The organism is Exiguobacterium aurantiacum (genome assembly GCF_024362205.1).
In the GTDB taxonomy this organism is placed as follows: domain Bacteria; phylum Bacillota; class Bacilli; order Exiguobacteriales; family Exiguobacteriaceae; genus Exiguobacterium; species Exiguobacterium aurantiacum_B.
Genome location: NZ_CP101462.1, coordinates 2,436,633 through 2,458,705 on the forward strand (window position 1 = coordinate 2,436,633; position 22,073 = coordinate 2,458,705).

Consider the following 22,073-nt stretch of genomic DNA (forward strand, 5'->3'; position numbering starts at 1 on the left):
TTATTTTGTGCGAGCGACGCCCGTTTGACAAGCCTCAACTTCCGATTCGAAAAAGAAACGTTTGATTTCAGCATAGGCCGCCGCTTCGTCCGTGACGAGGACGCGACCGGCGAGCCGACCGCCCTTGAGCATCCATACCTCGTCAGCGAGCATCGCCGCAACGTCGAGCTGGTGTGTTGAACAGACGATCGTCGCCCCGCGCTCAGCTTCTTGCCGCAATAAGCCACCGAGCAGACGCATCCAAGTCGGATCGAGTCCGTTCGTCGGTTCATCGAGGAGTAGGATGTCTGGTTTCGTCACGAGCGCCTGCGCCAGCAAGAGACGTTGACGCATCCCTTTTGACAACTTCCCGACGTCCTGACTTCTCAATCCGTCGAGACCGATGCGCTTCAATAGTGCCAAATCCGGCTTCACACCTTGCCACAATGCGTAGTAGGCGTAGGTTTCACCTACGGTCCAAGACGGTTCGAACGCAAAGTCGTCTGGCATGTATCCAAACGTCTGATGGTACGCCTTGCCGTCATCGATTGTCAGACCGTTCAAGGACACGCTCCCGACGCTTGGGGAAATCGTTCCGTTCATGAGATTCAACAGCGTCGACTTCCCAGCACCGTTGCTGCCACATAAAGCGACGACCTGACCTGAAGCGATCATTCCGTCAAGCGGATGGAGCGCCCATGACTCGCCGTAGCGTTTCCCTACTTGATTAAGCTGAATCATGTCGACCCTCCCGTCTTAACCACCAAGCTGCCGCGCCCAATAGACTGAGAATGCCCCCGACGATCGTCGCACCGACGACGGCCGTACCGACCGTTCCGTCGAGCCAACCAATAAACGTCTCATAGATGGCCCCGAACAAATCGGGTGCCGCCAATACTGCACTCACCCAGACGCGCAACAGCTCAAATCCGTTCAAGAAAAGGGCACCGACCATCGCTTCCGCCTGAACCCCGTACGGCATCCACGCGATGACACTGACGAGCACCGTCGGCCATAACAAAATCAAGACAATCCAAACGAGGAAAGACATGAGGACGGCTTGAAGCCGATTTCGACCGATGACGCCAACGAATGTCCCGAGCGCCGCCCCATACGCGATGAGTCCGAGCGAATATGCCCATAGGACGACCCACGTCTTGAGAGGCATCGATACGAAGAATGATGAGAGCGCATAGGCGAGCGTGACAATCAAAGCCTGCGTCGCGAGAAAGGCGCTGTAACGCATCCAGACGAGTCGAAACATCGATAGCGGGTACGTCATCACTAGTCGCAACCGTTTCGACTCCCGTTCTCCACCCCACTGGAGCGCCGTCGTCAACATGACGAACAGGGGCATGACGAGGCCAATGATGGTGAGCAGTGTCGCGTTGACGTTCGTGTAGGCGGTCGCCACCGGCAGTGCTTGTCCGAGACCGCCGAGCAGCACGAGCGTCACCATCCAGGTGAACAGGAAGACGTAACTCTCTTTTTGACGTAACGTGCGCGACCACTCGATCCGCCACAGCATCATTTACTGTCCGTGGCCTTCTGACGAATCGCTATCACTCATCTTGTTGTCATCATCTGTGTGCATCTTTTTATGTTGTTTCATTTCTCCGCGTTCCCATGAATGGCTCTTCAAGTCGTCGAGGTCCATGACTGTGCCACCGTTCTCGTCCACGTAAGCCTCAGCATCCGCTGCCTTCGCGAACGAGACAATATTGTAAGCCATCGGTGTCTTCGACATCTTATCGTAAACGAACGCCCCTTCTTCGAGGTCGACCCATTCTTTCGTGTTGTAGTCTTTGACGTACATGGCCGCGATGTCTTCCTCCGTCTGTTCTGGATACCAGTCCCGCATCAAACAACCGATGTCATCGAACGCATAACCTTTTCCGTTGTCCATGATCGCTTCGGCGGCGAACTGTTCGTCCATAATCTTCATGTTACACACAACGCATTCGGTCTCTCCCCATTTGATGTCGAACGGTTCCGCCGCTGCACTCGAACACGCGCCTAGTGCGAGCGTCAATCCTGACGCGGTAAGTAAGCCTGCCATCTTCTTATAAGTAATCATCTTGTTTCCTCCCAAATCGCCATAATAAAATCAATAATCCACTTAACACGGTCGCCCCGACTGTCCCTTGCCATTCCAACTCGAACGACGTCGCCCGCGGCGAAACATCGGTGAGCGTGACATCGTCGGGACTCCTGAGGACACGTTCGAGTACGGTCAGCCCTGGGGCCCCGTACAATAATTCAAACGCTTCATACGAATCAGCGAGCAAAAACAGATACGGGTCGGCCCGATACGGGATCTCGCTCTGCCCGTCCCGTGTCAAATCAAGTGTCTGCCCGCCCCAATCGTTCCCAACGATTACGTTATCGGCCGCTTCAAATGACACGACGGGATAACGATTGTTCGTCACATCGTTCCCGGTCAGCGTCATCCCGTTAGCCCGCTTTAAACGCAGGCCGATATCATTTCCGTTCACTCCATTATCGTGAATCGCTGTCCATTCCGACTTCTCGGCATAGATGCCGACACGGTTCCCATAGATCGCATTGGCGCGGATGCTCGTTTCAACCGCTTCGAACAACATGAGTCCCATCCCGCTCGCACCGACTTGGTCATAAATTTGTCCATTTTCGATGCGGACGCGTTCGGTCCCCATCACCATCGCGCCCGTTTCATTGTGGTGCAGGTTCGGTGACATAATCGAGACGTCCGTCGGGAACATGAGATGAATGCCGTACCGTGAGTTCGTGACGAGCGGTCGGACCAATTCGTGTCCGGTCCCATTTTCAATATAAATCCCGTCACGGACATGGTCGATGATAGCTCCTTTGATCACCGTCACTCCGCTATCGTGAACAGTGATTCCGTCTTCACGGCCCTTCCCCGTCACGTTCGGGCGAATCAATCGGACCCCGTAACTATCCTCGACAGCAATCCCGGTCCCGGCCGCCTCGATTGTGACATCGATGACTTGATGGCCGAGTCCTACGATGAACACCGCGGGTCCCCTGGCCTGATCGCACTGCTCGATCTCGACGTTCTCGAGCACGGCCCCGGTCCCTTCAAGTTGAAATGCAGGGCGTTCGCAACTGCTAAATCGCTTTCCTTCGCCGTTAAACGTTTCGTTCGATTGAATCACAATTGGTGCTTCGAGCGGCACCGCCCCTGTATCCGCATGTACTGCTGTGGGCGCGAAAAACCATAACACGAGTAACCAGCCTAGTCGTCTCATAACCCCTCCTCTTGATGAATCGCTTACAAACCATATTGTACGAAAACCTAGGGGGGTATGTGTGTCGTTTTTATGGGATTCGTGTGACAGTTTCTTCATAAAAAAAACACAAGCGGCGAAGGGATCATTTCGCCGCTTGTGTTGCTGTTATTTCGCCTTGTCGGCCCACACTTTCGTGAAGTCTTGGAGCATCTCGTCCCCGGTCTTTTGACCGCCGACGTAGGCTTGCATCAACGCACCATATTCGTTTACCGCACCATCCGGGTACTTGAACCAGTTCCATGAGATCGTCTTGCCTTCGTTCGAATAGGCCAAGATATCATCAGCCAGTGGTCCAAGGTCGTTCGCTTCGATCGATTTGAACGCCGGGATAAATTTGAACTTGTTGACCATATAGTCTTTACCCGTGTCTGACGTCGCCATCCACTCGAGGAAGTCTTTCGCTTCTTCCTTATACTCAGAGTTTTTGTTGACGACCCAGTTGTTCGGGACACCGACCGGGAGGCGGTCCATCTTCTCTTTGTCATCGTTGATCGGGATTGGCACGAAGCCCATCTCAATGTCCGGGTTCACGTCAAGAATCATCTGTTGCGCCCAGTTTCCTTGTTGCAGCATCGCCGTCTCACCTTGCGCGAACTGTGTGACTTGCGTGTTATAGTCCGTCGTGAGCGGGTTTTTATTGCCGTATTTGATCGTGAGGTCGAACAGTTTCAAGAACTGTTGGAACTGCTCGTTGTCCTCGAATTTTCCTTTATTCTCGTTCAATGCCTGGATGAACGCATCCGGATCGTCTTGTTGCGCCATCGGAATGTTGAGCAAATGGATACCGAGAATCCAGAATTCGGCGTAACCGACCGAGAACGGCGTGATGCCTGCTTTATCCAACTTCTCCGCCGCATCCGTCAACTCTGACAACGTCTTCGGCAACTCACTGATACCCGCCTTCTCGAACAACTCCTTGTTGTAGATGAAGCCGTATCCTTCCAAGTTCATCGGCATGCCGTACAGTTTTCCATCCATCGTCATCGGTTCCTTGGCCACTTCCGTCAAATCACCGACCCACTTCTCGCCTGACAAATCTTCCAATTTGTCTTTCCATGTTTGGGCTTCGGTGAAACCACCGTTATTGAAGATATCCGGCTCATTGCCCGACGCGAATTGCGACTTGAGCGCTGCCCCGTAATCGGCCCCGCCTCCGACCGTTTGAACGGTCACTTTGACGCCGGTCTCTTCCTCGTATTCTTTCGCCATCGCTTCGAGGTCTTTGGCGATTTCCGCTTTGAACTGGAAGACGTTCAACGTGACGTCTTGCTTGTCCCCGTCATCCGCGTTCGCATCGTTCGATCCTTCATTTTCCGTAAGCGACCCGCCGCCACAGGCCGCAAGTGTCAATACCATTCCCGCCGTCATGACGGCGGTTGATAATCTCCATTTACGTTTCATTTCGCTTCCTCCTAAGTATAGAGTCGACAATCCTTCAACATTCGGTACACCCTAACTTTAGATGAAAACGCTTCCATTATGTAGGTGTCAAAATTGACGTGTAGGGTGGAAAATGTTGCACAGAAAACCAGGACTTTCTTGTTGGAAAGAAAGTCCTGGTTCTAGTTTCTTCTATATAATTACAACAGGCTGATTCCAGCTTCTTCACAGGCTGCGACCATCTCACTCGGCCAGACCGAAGATTGGACTTCGCCGATGTGACGAGCACGAAGCAAGTACATGGCGACACGTGATTGCCCGATGCCGCCGCCAATCGTGAGCGGGAGACGTCCTTCAAGGACCGCTTGATGGAACGGATATTTCCGTTTTTCTTCGGCACCGGCTGTCACCAACTGCTCAGCGAGCACCGTCTCGTCGACACGGATTCCCATCGACGACAATTCGAACGCCGATTCGAGTTCCGGGTGCCAGACGAGGATATCGCCGTTGAGCGACCAGTCGTCATAGTCCGCCGCACGCCCGTCGTGCTTATCGCCTGAAGCGAGTGCGCCGCCGATTTGTGAGAGGAAGACTGCGCCGTATTCTTTACAAATCGCGTGCTCCCGTTCTTTTGGCGTGAGGGCCGGGTAAAGGTCTTCCAGCTCTTGGCTCGTCAAGAAGTGAATCGACTCTGGCAAGAGTGCCTCAATCCCGTACATCGATTCGACAGTCTGTTCCGTTTCACGCAATGCCGCGTAAATCGATTCGACCGTCTCCTTCAAGTACTCGGTCGTCCGGTGTTCCCGGGCGATGACACGTTCCCAGTCCCATTGATCGACGTGGAGCGAATGTGTCGCGTCGAGTTCTTCATCACGACGGATGGCACGCATCTGCGTATACAAGCCTTCACCGACCTCGAACCCGTAACGGCCAAGCGCTTCGCGTTTCCATTTTGCGAGCGACTGAACGATTTCTAGCTCATGGCCCGGATACTGCGTATCGAACTGGATGATCCGTTCGACACCGTTCAAGTGGTCGTTGACACCGCTCGCCGATGTGACGAACAGCGGGGCTTGAACTTGTGTGAGTCCGAGTGCCGTGCTGAACTTGTCTTCGAATGTCGCCTTCACTACCGTGATCGCCTGTTGTTTCGCTTTCATCTTGCTTGTTGCTGTCGTTGTCATTTTTTCTTCCTCCAATTGTGGGATTTCGGGATGGAGCAATAGAAAAAAGCCCTCCAATCCCATGGACTATGGGACGGAAGGCTTCAAGCTCCGCGGTGCCACCCAAATTAGTAGACGAATCTACTCACTTTTTCGAGACGAACATCTCGTAGTTCCGATAACGGGGAACAGTCCGGCTACGTCTACTTGCAAAGCGTTCGGGTAGCGACTCCAGGAGGTTCTTCGACAGAGATTTCAGTCCGGGCTCTCACCTTCCCCGGCTCGCTTTGCTTACGTCTTCTGTGTACTCGTCCTTTCAATGTCGTTCACAATTGAATTGACCCAATTATTATCAATATTCAGACGAATGTCAACCACTTTTTTTAAAAAAAATTCTCCCCCGTGTAGCGGACGGGGGAGATCCCTTGGGAAGGGTTATTTGATCGAGCCGCTCGTGATCCCTTTGATAATATGCTTTTGCATACCGAAGAAAAAGACGAGGAGCGGAACGATCCCAAGGACTAAACCAGCAAGTGCCAAATCCCATTGTTTTGTATATTGTCCGAAGAAATAGAACGTCGCGAGCGGAATCGTCCGCAGCTCGATGTCTCGGAGGACAAGTGAAGGTAAGAGAAAGTCATTCCAAATCCAAAGGCTGTTCAAGATGACGATCGTCACCGTAATCGGTTTTAAAAGCGGGAACACGATGCGCCAAAAGACACCCCACGTCGAGCAACCGTCAATGATGGCCGCTTCTTCAATCTCTTCCGGTATCGACTTCATAAATCCGTGATACAAGAATACAGAGATACCAGACCCGAAGCCGAGGTACATGACCATCAGCCCCCAATGGCTGTTCAACAGACCGAGTACGCTCGACACTTTCACGAGCGGAATCATGATCGACTGGAACGGGATGACCATCGCCGCGACGAACAAGAAGAAGATGACCGTCGAGATCCAATGTTTCGTTCGGACGAGCTTCCAGGCCGCCATTGATGTGAACAACACGATGAGGATGTTCGCGCCAGCCGTAATCAAGAGCGAGTTCAAGAAGACGCGTCCATAATTCATCGCCTCCCACGCTTCTGTATAGTTCGACGCGAGCCAGACGTTTGGCAAGGCGGACGTGTTTGTGTAAATCTCGGCAATCGATTTGAACGAGTTGACGATGACGTAATAGAACGGAACGAGATACAACAGTCCGAGTAAAATCGCCACCAGTTCGACGAGACCGAGACCGGCTGTATAGCCGCCCGTCCGAAGTGGCTTTTGCGGTAGCAATCGCTGTGGGGATGAATCAACCTTCGCTTCGATGCGTTCAACTTTTTCTGTCGTCATGCCTCCACCTCCCGCTTTTTAGTCAAGTACACTTGAGTGACGGTAATCGCCGCGACAACGAGGAAGAAGATGACCGCTTTCGCCGAGCCGAGCCCGTAGTTGTTATTCACAAACGATTCTGTATAGATGTTCAAGGCGAGCATCTCCGTCGATTTGAACGGCCCACCGTTCGTGAGCGACAAGTTCGTGTCGAACACTTTGAATGACCAGGAAATCGTCAAAAACAGACAGATGGTGATTGACGGCATGATCATTGGGAGCGTAATGTGACGCAACATCTTCAACCGATTCGCCCCATCAATTTTAGCTGCCTCCAGCAAATCGGTCGGCACGTTTTGGAGCGCCGCGATGTAGATGACCATGACGTAGCCCCCGCCTTGCCAAATCGCGACGATGACGATGCCCCAAAAGGCTGTTTGGGCGTCTCCGAGCCACGGCAGTTCGAATAGACTCCACCCGGTCAGTGCCCCGATTGATTCAAAGCCCTTCACATAGATAAACTGCCAAATGAACCCGAGAATGAGCCCGCCGATCAAGTTCGGCATGAAAAAGACGGTGCGCAGGATATTGCGCGTCTTAATGTTCATCGTCAATAGCAAGGCCAATAGGAAGCCGACGATATTCGTCAACACCACGGCCACGAGCGTATATTTCGTCGTGATCCAGAACGAGGCACGGAACTGTTCGTCCTCGAATAAAATCCGCTGATAGTTATCCAGTCCGACCAGATTCAACTGCCCTGTCACGCCGTTCCAATCCGTGAAGCTGTAATAAATTCCGTTAAAGAACGGAATGAGCACAATCGCCACAAACGCCAAAAAGGCCGGACCGACGAATGCGATAAAGCTCGCCGGTTTCTTCCAATTTCGTCTTCGCTTGTGTTGCTTTGGTGTTTCTGTCATGTTCATCGCCTCCACTATCAACTTACCTCCCTTCACCCGAAATGAAAACGGATACATTTGACAGAAAGGGTGGAATATATTGCACTCAATGGGTGAATTCTGCGAACTGATGAGGTATGATAAACTCAATGACAACACGAACGAGTCTTTTTCAATCAAGGATTAAATCTTGATTCTAAGTCGATTCACGAATGAAATGGACTAAATAGATTACAATGTTCGAAAGTGGAGGGATTTTATACATGACGACGATTAAACCGTTATCCGACCTAACAATTGCCCAACAAGCCGAGATGTTACCCGTTAAAGAGATTGCGGAAAAACTCGGTTTACAAGAAGATGACCTCGATCTATACGGGAAATATAAAGCCAAGTTATCATTTGATGTCATCGACCGGATGGCAACTCGTGAAGACGGGAAGCTCATTCTCGTCACGGCGATCAACCCGACTCCGGCCGGTGAAGGTAAATCGACCGTGACCGTTGGGCTTGGCCAAGCGCTCAACCAACTCGACAAGCAAGCGATCGTCTGTCTGCGCGAACCGTCGCTCGGCCCGACGATGGGTTTAAAAGGCGGTGCCGCTGGCGGAGGGTTCAGCCAAGTGTTGCCGATGGAAGACATCAACCTTCACTTCACAGGCGACATGCACGCCATCACCGCGGCCCACAACACGATTAGCGCCATCCTCGACAATCATCTCCATCAAGGAAACGACCTTGGCATCGATGTCCGGAAAATTGTTTGGAAACGTGTGCTCGACTTGAATGACCGGGCGCTCCGTCACGTGACGATCGGTCTTGGCGGCAGTGCCCATGGCGTACCTCGTGAAGACGGCTTTGATATCACGGTCGCGTCTGAAATCATGGCCATCCTCTGTCTCGCCGATTCATTGACCGACCTCGAGGCACGCATCAAGCGAATCGTCGTCGCTTACGATCAGGACAATGAGCCGATCACGGCCGAACAAATCGGTGCGGCCGGTGCCGCGACGTTGCTGTTGAAGGAAGCGTTCAAGCCGAACTTGGTGCAGACACTTGAACAGACACCAGCCCTCGTTCATGGCGGTCCGTTCGCCAATATCGCGCACGGGTGCAACTCGTTGATTGCGACGAAAACCGCGCTCAAACTCGGCGAATATGTCGTCACCGAAGCTGGATTCGGAGCCGATCTTGGTGCCGAGAAGTTTTGTCATATCAAGTCACGCATCGGAAAATTGAATCCAGACGCCGTCGTTCTCGTGGCGACTGTCCGGGCTTTGAAAATGCATGGCGGTGTCGCCAAAGACCAACTCCACGTCGAGAACGTCGGAGCTGTCGGAAACGGATTGAAACTCCTCGCCAAGCACGTCGAGACGATGGGGAAACTCGGCTTGCCGACCGTCGTCGCGCTCAACCGATTCAATTCGGATACGGCCGAAGAATTGACGGCCGTCCTCGAGTGGTGTGAAGCGAATCATATCCGGGTCGCGTTAAGTGAAGTTTGGTCAAACGGCGGACAAGGAGGTCGTGCTCTCGCTGAAGCCGTCATTGAGACGATCGAGTCGAATGAGAGTGCGTTCACCCCGCTCTATGCGTTGACCGACTCGATTGAACAGAAGATTTTGACGATCGCTCGTGAAGTGTATGGGGCGGCCGACGTCACGTTCACTGCGACTGCGAAAAAGCAGATGGCTCAAATCGAGGCGAACGGCTGGCAGCACTTGCCGATTTGTATGGCGAAGACCCCGTTCTCACTCTCAGACGACCCGACAAAACTCGGATACCAGCACGGATTCACCATCACGGTGCGAGAGTTGAAACCATCGGTCGGTGCTGGTTTCCTTGTCGCCTTGACAGGTAACGTGTTGACGATGCCAGGTCTGCCGAAACAACCGGCCGCCTTGAATATGGGAATCGACGAGACTGGGAAAGCGATCGGTTTATTCTAAACGACAACGGAGGGATACGGATGGATGTCACGGAACACACGTATGCGGACGGATATCGGACGCATGTATTGCACACCCCGGCCAGACAACCGATTGGAAATTGTTTCATTTTCCATGGGATGCTCGAACACCATCGACGTTATGTCGAATTCGCTGATTTTTTGGCAGGAATTGGTTACAATGTGTTTCTATGCGACCTTCGTGGCGCCGGTTCTTTGGCCCGGACCCAGTCCACTTATGCCCACCTGTCGCCACACGAAGGGTTTAATCAAATGGTCGACGACGCCATCTCGCTTCTCGACCATTATCAAGATGCATTGCCGACCGTCGTCCTCGGCCACAGTTTCGGCTCGCTGCTCGCACGTCGACTCGGCCAACAGTTAGGTCATCGCTTGGCTGGCGTCATCGCCGTCTCCCCGCCTCCGCATTCCGGGTTGATTGGGCGGGCCGGCCTATATGCGATCAATTTGGCCATCCGGTTCAAAGGGAGCACCCACGAATCTCGCTTGTTCGAACGCTTATTGTTCGGTCGGTACAATTTGAAATTCTTACCCGCGACAACTGAGAGTGATTGGATTTCTAGTGTCCCAGAAGAAGTGGCGTCCTATATGAACGATCCCGACTGCGGCGGGATCCCGACACTCGGTTACTTACACGAGGTCGCTCGTGCCTCGCTCGATGTGACGTCCACCGCCCGAATTCAGGAGCATCCTAAAACACTCCCGATTTTATTCGTCGTAGGTGTCGATGACCCTGTCGTACATGACGGAGAAGGACTCTCTGGAATCGTCCGTAAACATCAGGCCGCCGACATCGAATTGACCGTGCTGTCTTATGATCAGGCTCGCCATGAAGTGCTCCGTGAGCGCCAGCGTCAAGACATCTGGACAGACATCAGCGATTGGATGCACCAAACCGTACAAATCGCAAAAAGAACCTCCATTTCCTAGGAGGTTCTTTTTGTTTACCAAAATAATACAACGCCATTCTAATTCATTTACCTTTTTTGTAATTTTCATTCTTCTTTCCAATTTTTAAGTGCGCTATACTTAGACCGCACACTAAAAGAATACATATATTTTAATACGTATTCACCGAAAGGGGTAACACATTGAAACCAACGATCACAAGATTGAGCACGGCCGTACTGCTTTCTAGTACATTATTCATTACACAAGTGCCAACTCAATCATACGCAGCAACGTACGAAGGAACAGTGAATACATCAATTTTGAATGTTCGCTCCTCATCATCTACAGCCTCACCGATTGTAGGAAAACTTACAAAGGGCAGTGTCGTTACTGTCTACTCAACAAGTAGCAATTGGGCTCAAATTGACTTCAATGGCCAAAAGCGATACGTCTCCGCCAGTTATCTTTCTTTAAAATCGGCTTCTAAACAAGAGACAGCTCAACCATCTCAAGAATATACTGCCCAAGAGAACGTTAACTTAAGAATTTCTCGAACGACTTCATCATCTGTCATCACGACCATTCCGAAAGGGTCAACTGTGACTTATTTGGCATCCTATGGTGCTACTGGTTCGTGGCTAAAAGTGTCTTACAAGGGCAAAACCGGCTATGTAGCGGCACGGTACTTTAAAACTACTGATTCTTCTACTGTCATTAAACAATCGACATCCGTTAATTATGCAGCAAAAGCAACGGTTAATTTACGCTCAGGTACTTCGACAACAACTTCGATTATTGGAAGTGTGCCAAAAGGAAGTATTGTTAGTTATATTTCTTCACATGGTGCGTCAGGATCATGGTTGAAGATTAAATACAATGGAAAGACCGGGTATGTCGCAGCGGCATACTTCACTAAAGTTTCTTCCGAGTCTACGCCTTCTTCGTCTTCAACTCATACGACAAAAGAAGCTGTTAGCTTGAAGCAAGGAACATATAGCAGTGCAAAGACACTTACAAGCATTCCTTCAGGTGCACACGTCACATTAATTTCTTTACATGGAGCGACTGGATCTTGGGCAAAAATCACGTATAACAAGTTGACAGGATATATTCCAAACCGTAGCTTGCAGTCGATCGAGAACCAAAATACGATTTCGCTTTATACACAACGCAACACTGCGGTCTATAAAACAAAATGGACGTCTGGCACTGTCTTAAAGCAACTCCCACTGAATACAGAGGTTAAACAACTATCTGATTTGGGATCATGGATTAAAGTGTCTGTAGGATCAATTACCGGATACATTCCGAAACGAGATCTCGCTGAGACAAAAGTCGTGGCAACAATCACTCCGTATTTTGCTCAACAAGAGGCCTTGATGTATACATCAAGATGGACATCGAGTAAAGTGATTCAAACAATTCCATCAGGGGCAAAAGTCGAACATCTTGAGACCTATGGAACAAACAAGTCGTGGTTTAAAGTTCGCTATGCGAATCAGACAGGCTATGTCGCATCTCGCAACTTTGCGTTAACGCCTCCTGTAACAGAACAGTACGGAACCGAGCACGAAGTTCAAGTCGTAGTCGCCAACAATGGCACGCTGAACGTTCGGACGAAGCCGGTGGACGGAAACGTCATCGGTACGCTCGCTAACGGGACAGTCGTCAAAGTGAAACCAATCGTCGGCAGCGATTGGGGGCTCATCTCGTATCTCGTCAACGGTTCGCTCGTAAAAGGATATATCTCTCTCACGTATACGAAACCGTATACGCCACCTGTTGCCGGCAGCAAAGAGATGGTGATTACACACACAGCTTATCCGTACACGCTCACTTCGATGATCGCGACGCAGCGCAACGTGTTCGCCCAGTCGGATGCTTACCGGACAGCGTACGCTTACGTGCCAAAAGCGTACATCACACGCGCTACAGCGACTGCTACAACCGGGACAGTCAACTCGACAGAGCTATTTACGACTTCATTCCAATACTTGAAAGCAACCGCTTCATCATCGGCGAAAAACTTGGCTAGTCTCTCGACCAATACGAAGCTCGAGTACCTCGGCACGCAGAAAGTCGGCTCGACGACTTGGTTCAAAGTAAAATCCGGTCTATTGACTGGATACGTCAGCGCCGCCAACGTTTCTGGAAACGTCAAGGTGTTGAAAGATGCCTCGATGACAGCTCACTCATTTGGGGTACTCAACCCAGGTGAAACGGTGGCAATCACCGGTGAAGTCGGTCAGTATTACACAATTAGCTACTATCGTCCGAGCGGATACAACATTCGCGTCTATGACCGGAATTGGCGCCTTGCGACGGACGAAGAAATCACACGTCAAGTCTCACCGACATCGTTCGCCACGACGTCACGTGAATATTTCCAATTCCTCGACTTGTCGAAGAGTGCAGATTTGACAGCGCCCGTGTTGAACAAATCGCTCATCGGAAAAGGGATTTTAGCAGGTCGGGGCCAGGCGTTCATCGACGCCTCACGCACGCACAACGTCAACGAGATTTACTTGTTGTCGCATGCGTTGCTTGAGACCGGTCACGGCACATCCGCTCTCGCCACCGGGACGCTCGTCTCGACTGTCGACGGCAAAGCCGTTACTCCGAAGACCGTCTACAACATGTATGGCATCGGTGCAATCGATGGGAACGCCCATGTCAAAGGGGCCGAACGCGCTTATAAAGAAGGCTGGTTCACACCAGAAGCCGCCATCATCGGCGGGGCCAAGTTCATCGGGGATTCGTATATTAACAATCCGAGCCGGAAACAGAACACGCTCTATAAGATGCGGTTCAATCCGAGCAATCCTGGCACGATGCAGTATGCCACCGATATTTCGTGGGCGACAAAACAAACGGCCAACATTTATAACATGTACCAACAGCTCGACGCCTACACGCTTTACTTTGACGTTCCAAAATTCCAGTAACACACAAAGAGACACGCAGCCGATATTGGCGCGTGTCTCTTGTTATGTCCATTCGATCGAGTCGATAATCGACTCGATTTCCAACTTTTCATTCGTCACTTCATCGGCGACATACGTCAAAAACAAAAGCCGTCTCCCGTCTGTCAGCGACCAGACGTCGAGATGCATGCCGTCCTCGATACCGCTCGCATAGGCTGTCGTCATGCCGCCGGCCTCTGTCGTGACGCTCGGTGCGACTTTGACGTCGATCGGGAACTCGCCTAAGAACGTGTTCAACTCTTGAAGCGCGGCGTCACTCGGGGCTTGCGCTTCCTCCGCTTCATAGATGGACATTTGAAGCGTCCCTTGTGCGTCTGCCTCGACCGAGTAAAAACTGACGTGGTCTTCTTCTTCGTTATATTCAAAGTGTTCTGGGTAGGATAGACGGATCCATCCGTCAATCTCGTATTCCTTCATGCTGTTTGCTCCTTCGTCTTCTTGAATGCTAGTCCAGTCACCATTTTCGCTTGAAGCGCATATTTGAGACGCTCCGTCACGTAAAGGCGTTGGCTGTTTCGATCTTGGGCAATCATATGCCCGAATAAATTCAATCTCACGGTTTGTCGTGATAAAAAGTAGAGCCGGTCCGGGTCTAGTGGACGATACTCACCAGAGTCCTCGAGATGTTCAATCTCAAAGCGGCGTAACACATTGAGTGCACAGTATTGATCCGTTTTCCCGGTGCTCGTGTGCAACTCGACGCGAACGAGTTGAATATCGTATGGGCATAAGTTCATAAAAATCGGACCGATCCGTTCGTGGATGAGCAAAACGCCCATATCCGTCTCAATCAAATCGGGAAGCGCCTGCTTGTCTTGAGAGATACTCAAGACGACATAAGGGCGTTCAGTCGGTGCGAGCAATTCACCATTAAAAAAGCGGAATCGTTGGATGCCGGTCAATACACGGGCCCGCCAGGCACTCCCACGAGCTTCCGCTTCAATCCGATATAGCCTTTCTCGACTCACGACTACTCCCCCTTCAATTGTTTGAGCGACGCGACGAATCGTTCCCACTCCTGGTCGTCACAGACGACCTTACTTTCAATTCCCCATTCTTCATCGATCTTCAAACGTACTTCGTTCGTTTCGAGATGACGCGTGAGCTGGAGCGGCCCGATTTGAACGGATAGCAGTTCGACGATGAACTCACTCGTCGCCGGGCCGATCCATTTCAAACGTTCTGTTCGAAGAATCACTTGCCAGTCCGACTCGTGACGAATCGAGAACATCCATTGACGAAGCTTCGTCTCATGATTGGTTTGTTTACCTTCTTTCATCATCCGAAAGCCTTCGCTCATCATCTGCAAATAGGATTTACGCTCACTCATGCCTCATCCACTCCTCTCTTCTATTATCTTAGCAAGACGATCTAGCCGCAACAACCAATGTTTTTTCAAAAAAGGGTTTGCAAAGCTAAAATCCTGTGCTATTATATTACCGTAACGTTAAACGTTTCGCGGGTGTAGTTTAATGGTAAAACCTCAGCCTTCCAAGCTGATGACGAGAGTTCGATTCTCTTCACCCGCTCCATTTTTTAATTTCATATGCGGGTGTAGTTTAATGGTAAAACCTCAGCCTTCCAAGCTGATGACGAGAGTTCGATTCTCTTCACCCGCTCCAATTACCGACATATACGCGAGAGTTTGCTCGCACACATAACCGCACGGTGTACCGTGCCTGAAGCAGGACGTCATTTGATGTTCTGCTTTTTTGTTTTTTACGATAATAGCAGTCATCCTGACGACGCTTAAATGACAGCGATTCGGGAAAAGAATGGAAGATAAGAAGGAGGGATTCCCGTGATTCAAGTACGTCTTCAACCGTTCACCGTTTACGAAAGCGCGCTCATGCGTACGACTTCGACATTGATCGAGACGAACGAAAGCCTGATCGTCATCGATCCGAACTGGCTGCCTGAAGAAGTCGCCACCATCCGACGAGACGTCGAACTGCGACGCCAAGGCAAAAAGCTGTATGTCATCTATACGCATCAGCATTACGACCATATTATCGGTGCCTATGCCTTTCCCGATGCGACCGTCATCGCGTCTCAGGCGTTCGTCGAGACGGATGCGCGGCCGCAGTTAGACGAGATTCAATCCTTTTACGAGCAGTACTATATCAATCGGCCTATCGTCAAACCCGCCGTCGACATCATGATCTCCGAGGACGGAACGCTCGCACTCGGCTCCACCCCCATCACATTTTTGCTGACACCGGGCCACGAATCGACCCACATGTCTTTAATCGTCGAACCGCTACGACTCCTCATTTGCGGGGATTATGGTTCGAACATCGAGCCTCCGTTCATCGAGCATGACGCCGAAGCGTATTTGAATTCCTTGCAAAAACTTCAGACCGCCATTTACGAGTATGAGATTCGTTGGCTCATTCCGGGACATGGCGACTTATGCGATGACCGCAGCAAGATGATGGAGCGATTGAGCGCGGCCGAAGAATATATCCTCGCTTTGCCTGAGGAACGGGTCTGGTCGCCGCATTGGCCGGAACATGCTTTTTTCCAACGCGTCCATGAACGAAATCGGAAGCACGTCGAGCAAAAAGCGAAAGATCGCGAATCGCGGCAACAAGATTATTGACACAAAAAAATCGCAACGTCTCCCCAAGACGTTGCGATCCCCCCTATTATGTAGACCTATTTCTTTGTGACGCGCTCTGAACGGACCGTGAACATACGGTCAATCCCATAAATGGTCACGCCGGTTAAAGCGAGCAATCCAATCATAGCTGATGAAAACATTGACCATACCCCCATTGTTCACAAATTCGTCAAAATCACCCCGTGCCTTCATTATAGAAGAAAACAAATGAAAAAGAAAGCGTTTTCTTCTAACTTCCTTCACAATTTCGTCACCGCTTCATGTTCATGTTGGCTTGTCCAACCTCGCTCAAATATGTGTAGCTTTTGTGGAATGTGGGAATACACTCTATAAGAATAAAGAGACAGAAAGCTGTTCGTTGAGGAGGAAGAGGCATGATTAAATACGGCACATTGGTGCGGGTCGAAGGAAAGTATGCCGTGTTACGTTGGAACAACGGCTCGAGTTTTATCCCGAGACGATTCTTGCCATCAGAAGCACGTGTTGGCGATACAATCATTCGAGACAACCATCACTATTATCTCGAAGAAGACATGACACCGAATTTCGATGCGCTCATCAAACAACATTATAAAAAGTAGACAAAGACAGACCGGTTCACTTCCAGTCTGTCTTTGTCCGTTCATTTCATTTCGTTTTGTCACGCAACCAATCGAAATCGACCGGACCGACTTGTTTGGCGGTGATCACACCGTCCGCCCCAATCACATAGGTCGTCGGGAGAGCGACGACGCGATACGTCTTCTCAACCGCCCCTTCCTCATCCAATAAGACGGGGAAACTGACCGGGACTTCCTGTAAGAAAGCGTCGACGTCTTGCTTGCCACGTCGTTCGTTTTTCGTCGCGTTCACCCCGAGCACCGGAATACCCGTCTCTTCACCAAACGCAATCAACTCGGGCAGTTCTTCTCGGCACGGTGGACACCATGACGCCCAAAAATTTAAGACGACTTGTCGTCCTTCGTAATCGGCGAGCGACAACATTTCCCCTTCGACCGTCTCAAGGGCGAACCCCGGCGCACGCTGACCGACTTCAAGTCCGCCGAGGACGCTGTCGTCTGTGGCGATACTGACTGCCGGTTCATTCGCTTGGCTTGTGAACTCGTCATATCCTTTATAGCCCAACCCGGCGATGAGGCCTGCCATGATGAGCCCAATAGCTAGTTTATGAAATCGCATGATTTACCCCTTGTCCTGTGTACTATTCACTCCTAAACTTAACTTATCACATCATTCAAAGGAGAGTAACTATCTTGCAACTTCACAATGAGAAAGTTAGCGTCACCCTAAAAGCACATGGTGCCGAAATGACGAGTTGGAACGTCGACGGGACGGAGCTCCTTTGGCAAGGCGACCCGACGTATTGGGGCCGGCAAGCCCCGATTCTCTTTCCGTTCGTCGGACGACTGCTCGACGACCGTTACTTATATGACGGGATGACGTACACGATGAGCCAACACGGATTTGCGCGCGACGAACTGTTCGAGGTCGCCGAGGCTTCCGATACCCATGTCCGTTTCATCTTGCGCGATTCGATCGAGACACGTAAACACTATCCGTTCTCATTCGAACTGAGCGTCACCTATCGTCTCATCGGCGAAGAGTTGAGCGTAACGTATCGCGTCGTCAACCGAGATGATGCCGTGCTCCCGTTCAGCATCGGCGGACATCCAGCCTTTAATATCCCGTTTGCCGGGGGCACGTTCGAAGACTATACAATCGACTTTGGGGAGACACGAGCGCTCGACCGGCTATTGCTCGATGGGCCTTATTTGACCGGGGCCTATCAACCGCTCGGAGAACGCCGGTATATCCCGTTGACGCATCACTTGTTCAATCAAGACGCCCTCATCTTTGAGCAAATCGAGTACGCGGCACTTCGGCATCAACCGAGCGGTCGGGCCATCGTCATGGAGTCACCTCACTTCACCCATTTCGGCATCTGGTCGCCTCCACACTCTGATGCCCCGTTCGTCTGTCTCGAACCTTGGTTCGGACATGCCGACTATAAAGGACACCGGAAAGACATCCGCCATAAAGAAGACATGCAACTGCTCGACCCAGGCGATTCGTTCGAAGCGACTTACACGCTGTACACAGAATAAAAAACGTGCTGACCGCATCGGTCAGCACGTTTTGTTAAAAGCGACTGTCTTGCTCCGCCTCATACTCTGAAGGCGGTTTTTTCATGACGATGGCCAGGACGATATAAATCAATAGACCGGGACCCCCAAACAAGGCGAGCACGACGAAGATGATGCGCATTAACGTGACATCGACACCAAGGTATTTCCCGAGTCCTGAACAGACACCGGCAATCATTTGATCAGACGGATCTTTATACAATTTTCGTTCCATCAAGACACCTTCTCCTCCAGTTTTTCGTTAACGTTGTGGTCGACGGAGCGTCGTTCTGCCTCCGGTCGCCACTTCTCCACGACTGTCAAAATCGAGCGCTTCATTGATCGGGGTACTGCCTGATTTCACTTCAATCCGACGGCCATATAAGCCGCGATTATCGAGTGAGGCGGCGATGATTGTCGCGACGTCCGTTTCAGAAATCGTCGCATCACTCGCATCACTTAAATCTTCAGATGCCTCAATCGAGCCTTTCCCTGGACCATCCACAATTGTCACTGGGCAAATGATCGTGTAGTTTAAACCGCTATGTTCGATATACTCATCAGCCGCATTATTGGCAGACAAGAAGTTGAAATGTTCTTTTGGTGCCGCGTCCGGTTGATCGGCGCCGTATGCACTGAGCAAGACGACGTGACGGACACGTTCTTTTTTAGCAGCGTCAATCGCTTTCATCGCGACGTTGCGGTCCAGCAGTTCGATCTCCTTGCTCGATCCATCTGCCCCTGCTGTTGCTGCGATGATGACGGCATCTTGTCCCGAGGTCGCCTCGTGAATTCCTTTATCCAATTCTTTCTCGACGTCGACGGTGAGCACGCGCGCACCCATCTTCTCATACTCTGCCTGTAGTTCAGGATAACGAATTAAAGCGGTCACTTGATGCGATTTCGCTAAACTTTTCAATACACGTCTACCGATCTTTCCTGTTGCTCCAATGACTAAAACTTTCATTCAAATTTCCCTCCTCAAAAGAGTAGTTCATTTGATTAAATTTCCTCTTTCGGAACGGAATCAAACCCTTTTCGCGAAATTATCTCACCGTTCCCCACATCGTCAAGTCGAGGGCGTCACGGATGGCTTGAACACTCGCTTCGGTCGGTTGATAGTAATAGACGTTATTGATGTAGGCGTCTTCTCCTTCGATTTGAAGTTTATCCACCTGCGGCTGTAATACCATCGTCATTCCGATCGATGCCATTTGCAACGGATTCAATTCAAGCCCCATCTCGTCTTTCATAAAGCGATAAGTTGCCGGGATTTTCGTCCACCCGGTCGGACTGGCCAATTTATCGGCGACGGCCGACATGACTTCGGTCTGGCGGTTCGAGCGGGCTCCGTCCGTGTCGGTCTTCCGGTGACGGGCGTACGCGAGCGCCATATCCCCGTCCATGGCATATGAGACGCCTTCCATATACTCGTACGTTTGATTGAAACCTTTCTCGCTGAACGAATGAGTCGCTGTGACGTTGACGCCGCCGACGAGGTCAATCAATTCCATAAACGTTTCAAACGTGATCACGACTTGACCGTCAACTGAGGTTTCCGTCAGCCCTTCTACCGCTCCGACCGTACAATCTGCACCGCCATAAGCGAACGCATGGGTGATCTTATCGCCTTCTCGGTCCGGTTCGCAAGGAATCGCTGTGTACGTGTCCCGCGGAATCGAGACGTTTTGGACAGTGCGTGAACGCGGGACAAATTCCATCAGCTGCAAAGAGTCCGTCCGTGATCCCGATAATGATTCTCCGACACGAGCGTCACTACCCATCACCAAAAACGTGACGGGACGCGTTGCCAAATAACCGCCCCCAATCAGAAGGAGCAACATGACAAGTAGCAGTTTCCCTTTCCACTTCCGGCGGCGCGGTTTGTCTTTCGGTGCGGCCGCCTCGTGTTTGACATGGTTTCGTTCCGGTTCACGTGTTTGGTGTCTCGGTTCACGTCGCTCATCTCGACGTGGCTTTGACTTACGTTTCATGCCGAACGGAAGTCTCAGCTTCGGTTTCGGTTTTCGAACGTCGCGCGCTTTCTTTTTTGGTTCAGACGATTGTTCATCCGTTTGGTTTAGAAACGGGTGCTCGCCTTGTGTTGCCTCTGCTCGCCTGCTCGTCTCGCTTCTTTCCCGGTTCGCTTCGTCTGTGTGATTGTCTATCGCTTCTTGTCGTGTTTGTTCGTTTAGCTGAGCCTGTTCATTCAAACGTTCCCGTTCGAGCTCACGTTTTCTTCGTTCGACACGTGATAAGTGTTGATCGTCATTCATATGCAGTACCTCTATTATGGTTAGATTTTTCTACATTATCATCGACAAACGTTTTTCTGACAACGGTTAACGTAAAAATCCGTCTCAAGCATGAGACGGAATGGTTGTTTTGAATCGAAAGCGGGAAAGGAATAATAATTGGTGTCTGCCCATCTTCGGACAGGCAGTTTGTTCGACGTCCTCTTGAAAGGAGGGAGAGCTAATGCGTATCGGGAAGTTACGGATGTTGCTCGAACAGTACGGCGAAGCCACACTTCGCGATGTGATTGTCGAGATGTATCGAAACATCCCTAAAACCGTGATTGAAGAGAAAGACATCGACTTTATGGTCAGCCAGTTCACACGATATAAAGAACAAAAATCGTCAGACGAACGTCATTCGCTCTCACAAACCATCGTCCTCGCCGAACGTTTTGTCGAATTGGCTTATGATCACTTATATATAGTACCGAACCAAGTGATGAGTGAGCGTGACCAGAAAAATTGGTACATTCATGCAAAAAAAATCATTCGCGATTTAGCCTATTACGCGGATGACGAGCCCGAGGCCCGGACGATGTACGAAGAAATGTTTTTGCTGCTGTCGTCTTCAGCGGGAGAAGAACCGCTCTTCACAACGAGCGATCCTTTCCGATTGTTAAAATTGTCTCAAACCACGATGTTATCCCAACTCATTCATTACTATCAACTTGACGCCCCCACAACCGCCGTTTGGATCGACCGTTCCTTATACACCGCACTCCATGTCCCAAAAGATGTTGACTCTACCCGGGTCGACCTACTCTCGACACTCCTCGACCAATCCTATAACTCGTCCGAGTGGAATTTACTCCGTGAACGTTTGACCACGTTGTGCGACCGCACATTAGCCAAAGCCCACACAGACGAGAACGCCCTTGCCGACTATCAAGCTTTAAAGATGCTTGAGCTGGAGTTGCTCGTGGAACGCGGCCATTTATCAGAAGCCGAACAAAAATTGTTCGCCGAATATATCCCTTTCTTCTCCCATCGTTCCGAACCGTTCAAAGTGTATGTGAATATGCTCGAAAGTCGTGGCCACACGAATGAAACGAAACGATTGCGACGACTCGCCAAAGAAAAACGAATCCAATTTTAACCATACAAAAAAGGGAGTCAATCGACAGCGTCGGTTGACTCCAAAACATGATA

22 protein-coding genes, 2 tRNA genes, 1 pseudogene and 1 other annotated feature are annotated in these 22,073 nt (G+C 50.8%); of the genes and pseudogenes, 10 read left to right on the forward strand and 15 right to left on the reverse strand.

What is annotated here, in order from left to right; genetic code table 11:
* The 8 genes from NMQ00_RS12625 to NMQ00_RS12660 all read right to left on the reverse strand — a co-directional run bounded on the left by NMQ00_RS12625 (position 1) and on the right by NMQ00_RS12660 (position 8,058).
* Complete coding sequence (locus tag NMQ00_RS12625) at positions 1 to 720, reverse strand: ABC transporter ATP-binding protein (protein WP_255176953.1); 720 nt, start codon at positions 718 to 720, stop codon at positions 1 to 3.
* Positions 707 to 1,510, reverse strand: coding sequence for an ABC transporter permease (locus tag NMQ00_RS12630; RefSeq protein ID WP_255176954.1), 804 nt, complete (start codon positions 1,508 to 1,510; stop codon positions 707 to 709). The genes NMQ00_RS12625 and NMQ00_RS12630 overlap by 14 nt, the downstream gene beginning before the upstream one ends.
* Positions 1,511 to 2,056: a nitrous oxide reductase accessory protein NosL gene (locus tag NMQ00_RS12635; RefSeq protein WP_255176955.1), complete on the reverse strand. Its 546-nt coding sequence runs from the start codon at positions 2,054 to 2,056 to the stop codon at positions 1,511 to 1,513. It lies immediately after the preceding gene.
* Positions 2,043 to 3,230 (reverse strand): right-handed parallel beta-helix repeat-containing protein, encoded by a 1,188-nt coding sequence (locus NMQ00_RS12640; RefSeq protein ID WP_255176956.1) that lies wholly within the window; start codon positions 3,228 to 3,230, stop codon positions 2,043 to 2,045. The genes NMQ00_RS12635 and NMQ00_RS12640 overlap by 14 nt, the downstream gene beginning before the upstream one ends.
* A 147-nt stretch (positions 3,231 to 3,377) precedes the next feature.
* Complete coding sequence (locus NMQ00_RS12645; RefSeq protein WP_255176957.1) at positions 3,378 to 4,673, reverse strand: ABC transporter substrate-binding protein; 1,296 nt, start codon at positions 4,671 to 4,673, stop codon at positions 3,378 to 3,380.
* A 179-nt stretch (positions 4,674 to 4,852) separates the two neighbouring features.
* A complete protein-coding gene (asnA, locus tag NMQ00_RS12650; RefSeq protein ID WP_441294606.1) occupies positions 4,853 to 5,836 on the reverse strand; it encodes an aspartate--ammonia ligase in 984 nt (327 codons plus the stop codon).
* Between the two features lie 66 nt (positions 5,837 to 5,902).
* Positions 5,903 to 6,144: a binding site (T-box leader), on the reverse strand.
* A 106-nt stretch (positions 6,145 to 6,250) separates the two neighbouring features.
* Positions 6,251 to 7,156: a carbohydrate ABC transporter permease gene (locus tag NMQ00_RS12655; RefSeq protein ID WP_255176958.1), complete on the reverse strand. Its 906-nt coding sequence runs from the start codon at positions 7,154 to 7,156 to the stop codon at positions 6,251 to 6,253.
* Positions 7,153 to 8,058, reverse strand: a complete 906-nt coding sequence (locus tag NMQ00_RS12660; RefSeq protein ID WP_255176959.1) for a carbohydrate ABC transporter permease — start codon at positions 8,056 to 8,058, stop codon at positions 7,153 to 7,155. The genes NMQ00_RS12655 and NMQ00_RS12660 overlap by 4 nt, the downstream gene beginning before the upstream one ends.
* Positions 8,059 to 8,300: 242 nt before the next feature.
* On the opposite strand from NMQ00_RS12660, the gene NMQ00_RS12665 reads away from it, so the two are divergent.
* The 4 genes and pseudogenes from NMQ00_RS12665 to NMQ00_RS16350 all read left to right on the forward strand — a co-directional run bounded on the left by NMQ00_RS12665 (position 8,301) and on the right by NMQ00_RS16350 (position 13,842).
* Positions 8,301 to 9,986, forward strand: coding sequence for a formate--tetrahydrofolate ligase (locus tag NMQ00_RS12665; protein ID WP_255176960.1), 1,686 nt, complete (start codon positions 8,301 to 8,303; stop codon positions 9,984 to 9,986).
* Between the two features lie 20 nt (positions 9,987 to 10,006).
* A complete protein-coding gene (locus NMQ00_RS12670) occupies positions 10,007 to 10,936 on the forward strand; it encodes an alpha/beta fold hydrolase (RefSeq protein ID WP_255176961.1) in 930 nt (309 codons plus the stop codon).
* A gap of 266 nt (positions 10,937 to 11,202) precedes the next feature.
* Positions 11,203 to 11,793: pseudogene (locus NMQ00_RS16395) on the forward strand (SH3 domain-containing protein); the annotation flags it as partial.
* 483 nt (positions 11,794 to 12,276) lie between these two features.
* Positions 12,277 to 13,842 carry an SH3 domain-containing protein gene (locus NMQ00_RS16350; protein ID WP_303825737.1) on the forward strand — a complete coding sequence of 522 codons (1,566 nt, stop codon included), beginning with the start codon at positions 12,277 to 12,279 and terminating at the stop codon, positions 13,840 to 13,842.
* A gap of 42 nt (positions 13,843 to 13,884) precedes the next feature.
* Here the strand turns inward: NMQ00_RS16350 and NMQ00_RS12685 are convergent, their stop codons facing one another.
* Genes NMQ00_RS12685 through NMQ00_RS12695 form a run of 3 tightly spaced genes read right to left on the reverse strand, consistent with a single transcriptional unit; the run spans position 13,885 to position 15,211 of the window.
* A complete protein-coding gene (locus NMQ00_RS12685; RefSeq protein WP_214823790.1) occupies positions 13,885 to 14,298 on the reverse strand; it encodes a hypothetical protein in 414 nt (137 codons plus the stop codon).
* Complete coding sequence (locus tag NMQ00_RS12690; RefSeq protein WP_255176962.1) at positions 14,295 to 14,849, reverse strand: hypothetical protein; 555 nt, start codon at positions 14,847 to 14,849, stop codon at positions 14,295 to 14,297. The genes NMQ00_RS12685 and NMQ00_RS12690 overlap by 4 nt, the downstream gene beginning before the upstream one ends.
* A 2-nt stretch (positions 14,850 to 14,851) precedes the next feature.
* Positions 14,852 to 15,211, reverse strand: a complete 360-nt coding sequence (locus tag NMQ00_RS12695) for a hypothetical protein (protein ID WP_255176963.1) — start codon at positions 15,209 to 15,211, stop codon at positions 14,852 to 14,854.
* 128 nt (positions 15,212 to 15,339) lie between these two features.
* On the opposite strand from NMQ00_RS12695, the gene NMQ00_RS12700 reads away from it, so the two are divergent.
* The 4 genes from NMQ00_RS12700 to NMQ00_RS12715 all read left to right on the forward strand — a co-directional run bounded on the left by NMQ00_RS12700 (position 15,340) and on the right by NMQ00_RS12715 (position 17,085).
* Positions 15,340 to 15,413, forward strand: a tRNA-Gly gene (locus NMQ00_RS12700).
* Between the two features lie 16 nt (positions 15,414 to 15,429).
* A tRNA-Gly gene (locus tag NMQ00_RS12705) sits at positions 15,430 to 15,503 on the forward strand.
* 179 nt (positions 15,504 to 15,682) lie between these two features.
* On the forward strand, positions 15,683 to 16,483 hold the full coding sequence (locus tag NMQ00_RS12710; protein WP_255176964.1) for an MBL fold metallo-hydrolase: 801 nt from the start codon (positions 15,683 to 15,685) through the stop codon (positions 16,481 to 16,483).
* Positions 16,484 to 16,878: 395 nt separating this feature from the next.
* Positions 16,879 to 17,085 (forward strand): DUF3006 domain-containing protein, encoded by a 207-nt coding sequence (locus NMQ00_RS12715; protein WP_016508383.1) that lies wholly within the window; start codon positions 16,879 to 16,881, stop codon positions 17,083 to 17,085.
* A gap of 46 nt (positions 17,086 to 17,131) precedes the next feature.
* Here NMQ00_RS12715 and NMQ00_RS12720 read toward each other — a convergent pair whose 3' ends face one another.
* A complete protein-coding gene (locus NMQ00_RS12720; RefSeq protein WP_255176965.1) occupies positions 17,132 to 17,683 on the reverse strand; it encodes a TlpA disulfide reductase family protein in 552 nt (183 codons plus the stop codon).
* 74 nt (positions 17,684 to 17,757) lie between these two features.
* On the opposite strand from NMQ00_RS12720, the gene NMQ00_RS12725 reads away from it, so the two are divergent.
* Positions 17,758 to 18,609: an aldose 1-epimerase family protein gene (locus NMQ00_RS12725; protein ID WP_255176966.1), complete on the forward strand. Its 852-nt coding sequence runs from the start codon at positions 17,758 to 17,760 to the stop codon at positions 18,607 to 18,609.
* Positions 18,610 to 18,643: 34 nt separating this feature from the next.
* On the opposite strand, the gene NMQ00_RS12730 is transcribed toward NMQ00_RS12725, so the two are convergent.
* The 3 genes from NMQ00_RS12730 to NMQ00_RS12740 form a co-directional block, all read right to left on the reverse strand.
* A complete protein-coding gene (locus tag NMQ00_RS12730) occupies positions 18,644 to 18,862 on the reverse strand; it encodes a PspC domain-containing protein (protein WP_255176967.1) in 219 nt (72 codons plus the stop codon).
* Between the two features lie 27 nt (positions 18,863 to 18,889).
* Entirely contained in the window at positions 18,890 to 19,594 is a 705-nt protein-coding gene (locus NMQ00_RS12735; RefSeq protein WP_255176968.1) for an NAD(P)H-binding protein, read from the reverse strand.
* A gap of 79 nt (positions 19,595 to 19,673) precedes the next feature.
* Positions 19,674 to 20,903 carry an LCP family protein gene (locus NMQ00_RS12740; protein ID WP_255176969.1) on the reverse strand — a complete coding sequence of 410 codons (1,230 nt, stop codon included), beginning with the start codon at positions 20,901 to 20,903 and terminating at the stop codon, positions 19,674 to 19,676.
* A 202-nt stretch (positions 20,904 to 21,105) separates the two neighbouring features.
* Between NMQ00_RS12740 and NMQ00_RS12745 the strand changes: the two genes are divergently transcribed.
* On the forward strand, positions 21,106 to 22,020 hold the full coding sequence (locus NMQ00_RS12745) for a hypothetical protein (protein WP_255176970.1): 915 nt from the start codon (positions 21,106 to 21,108) through the stop codon (positions 22,018 to 22,020).
* Positions 22,021 to 22,073 lie beyond the last annotated feature (53 nt).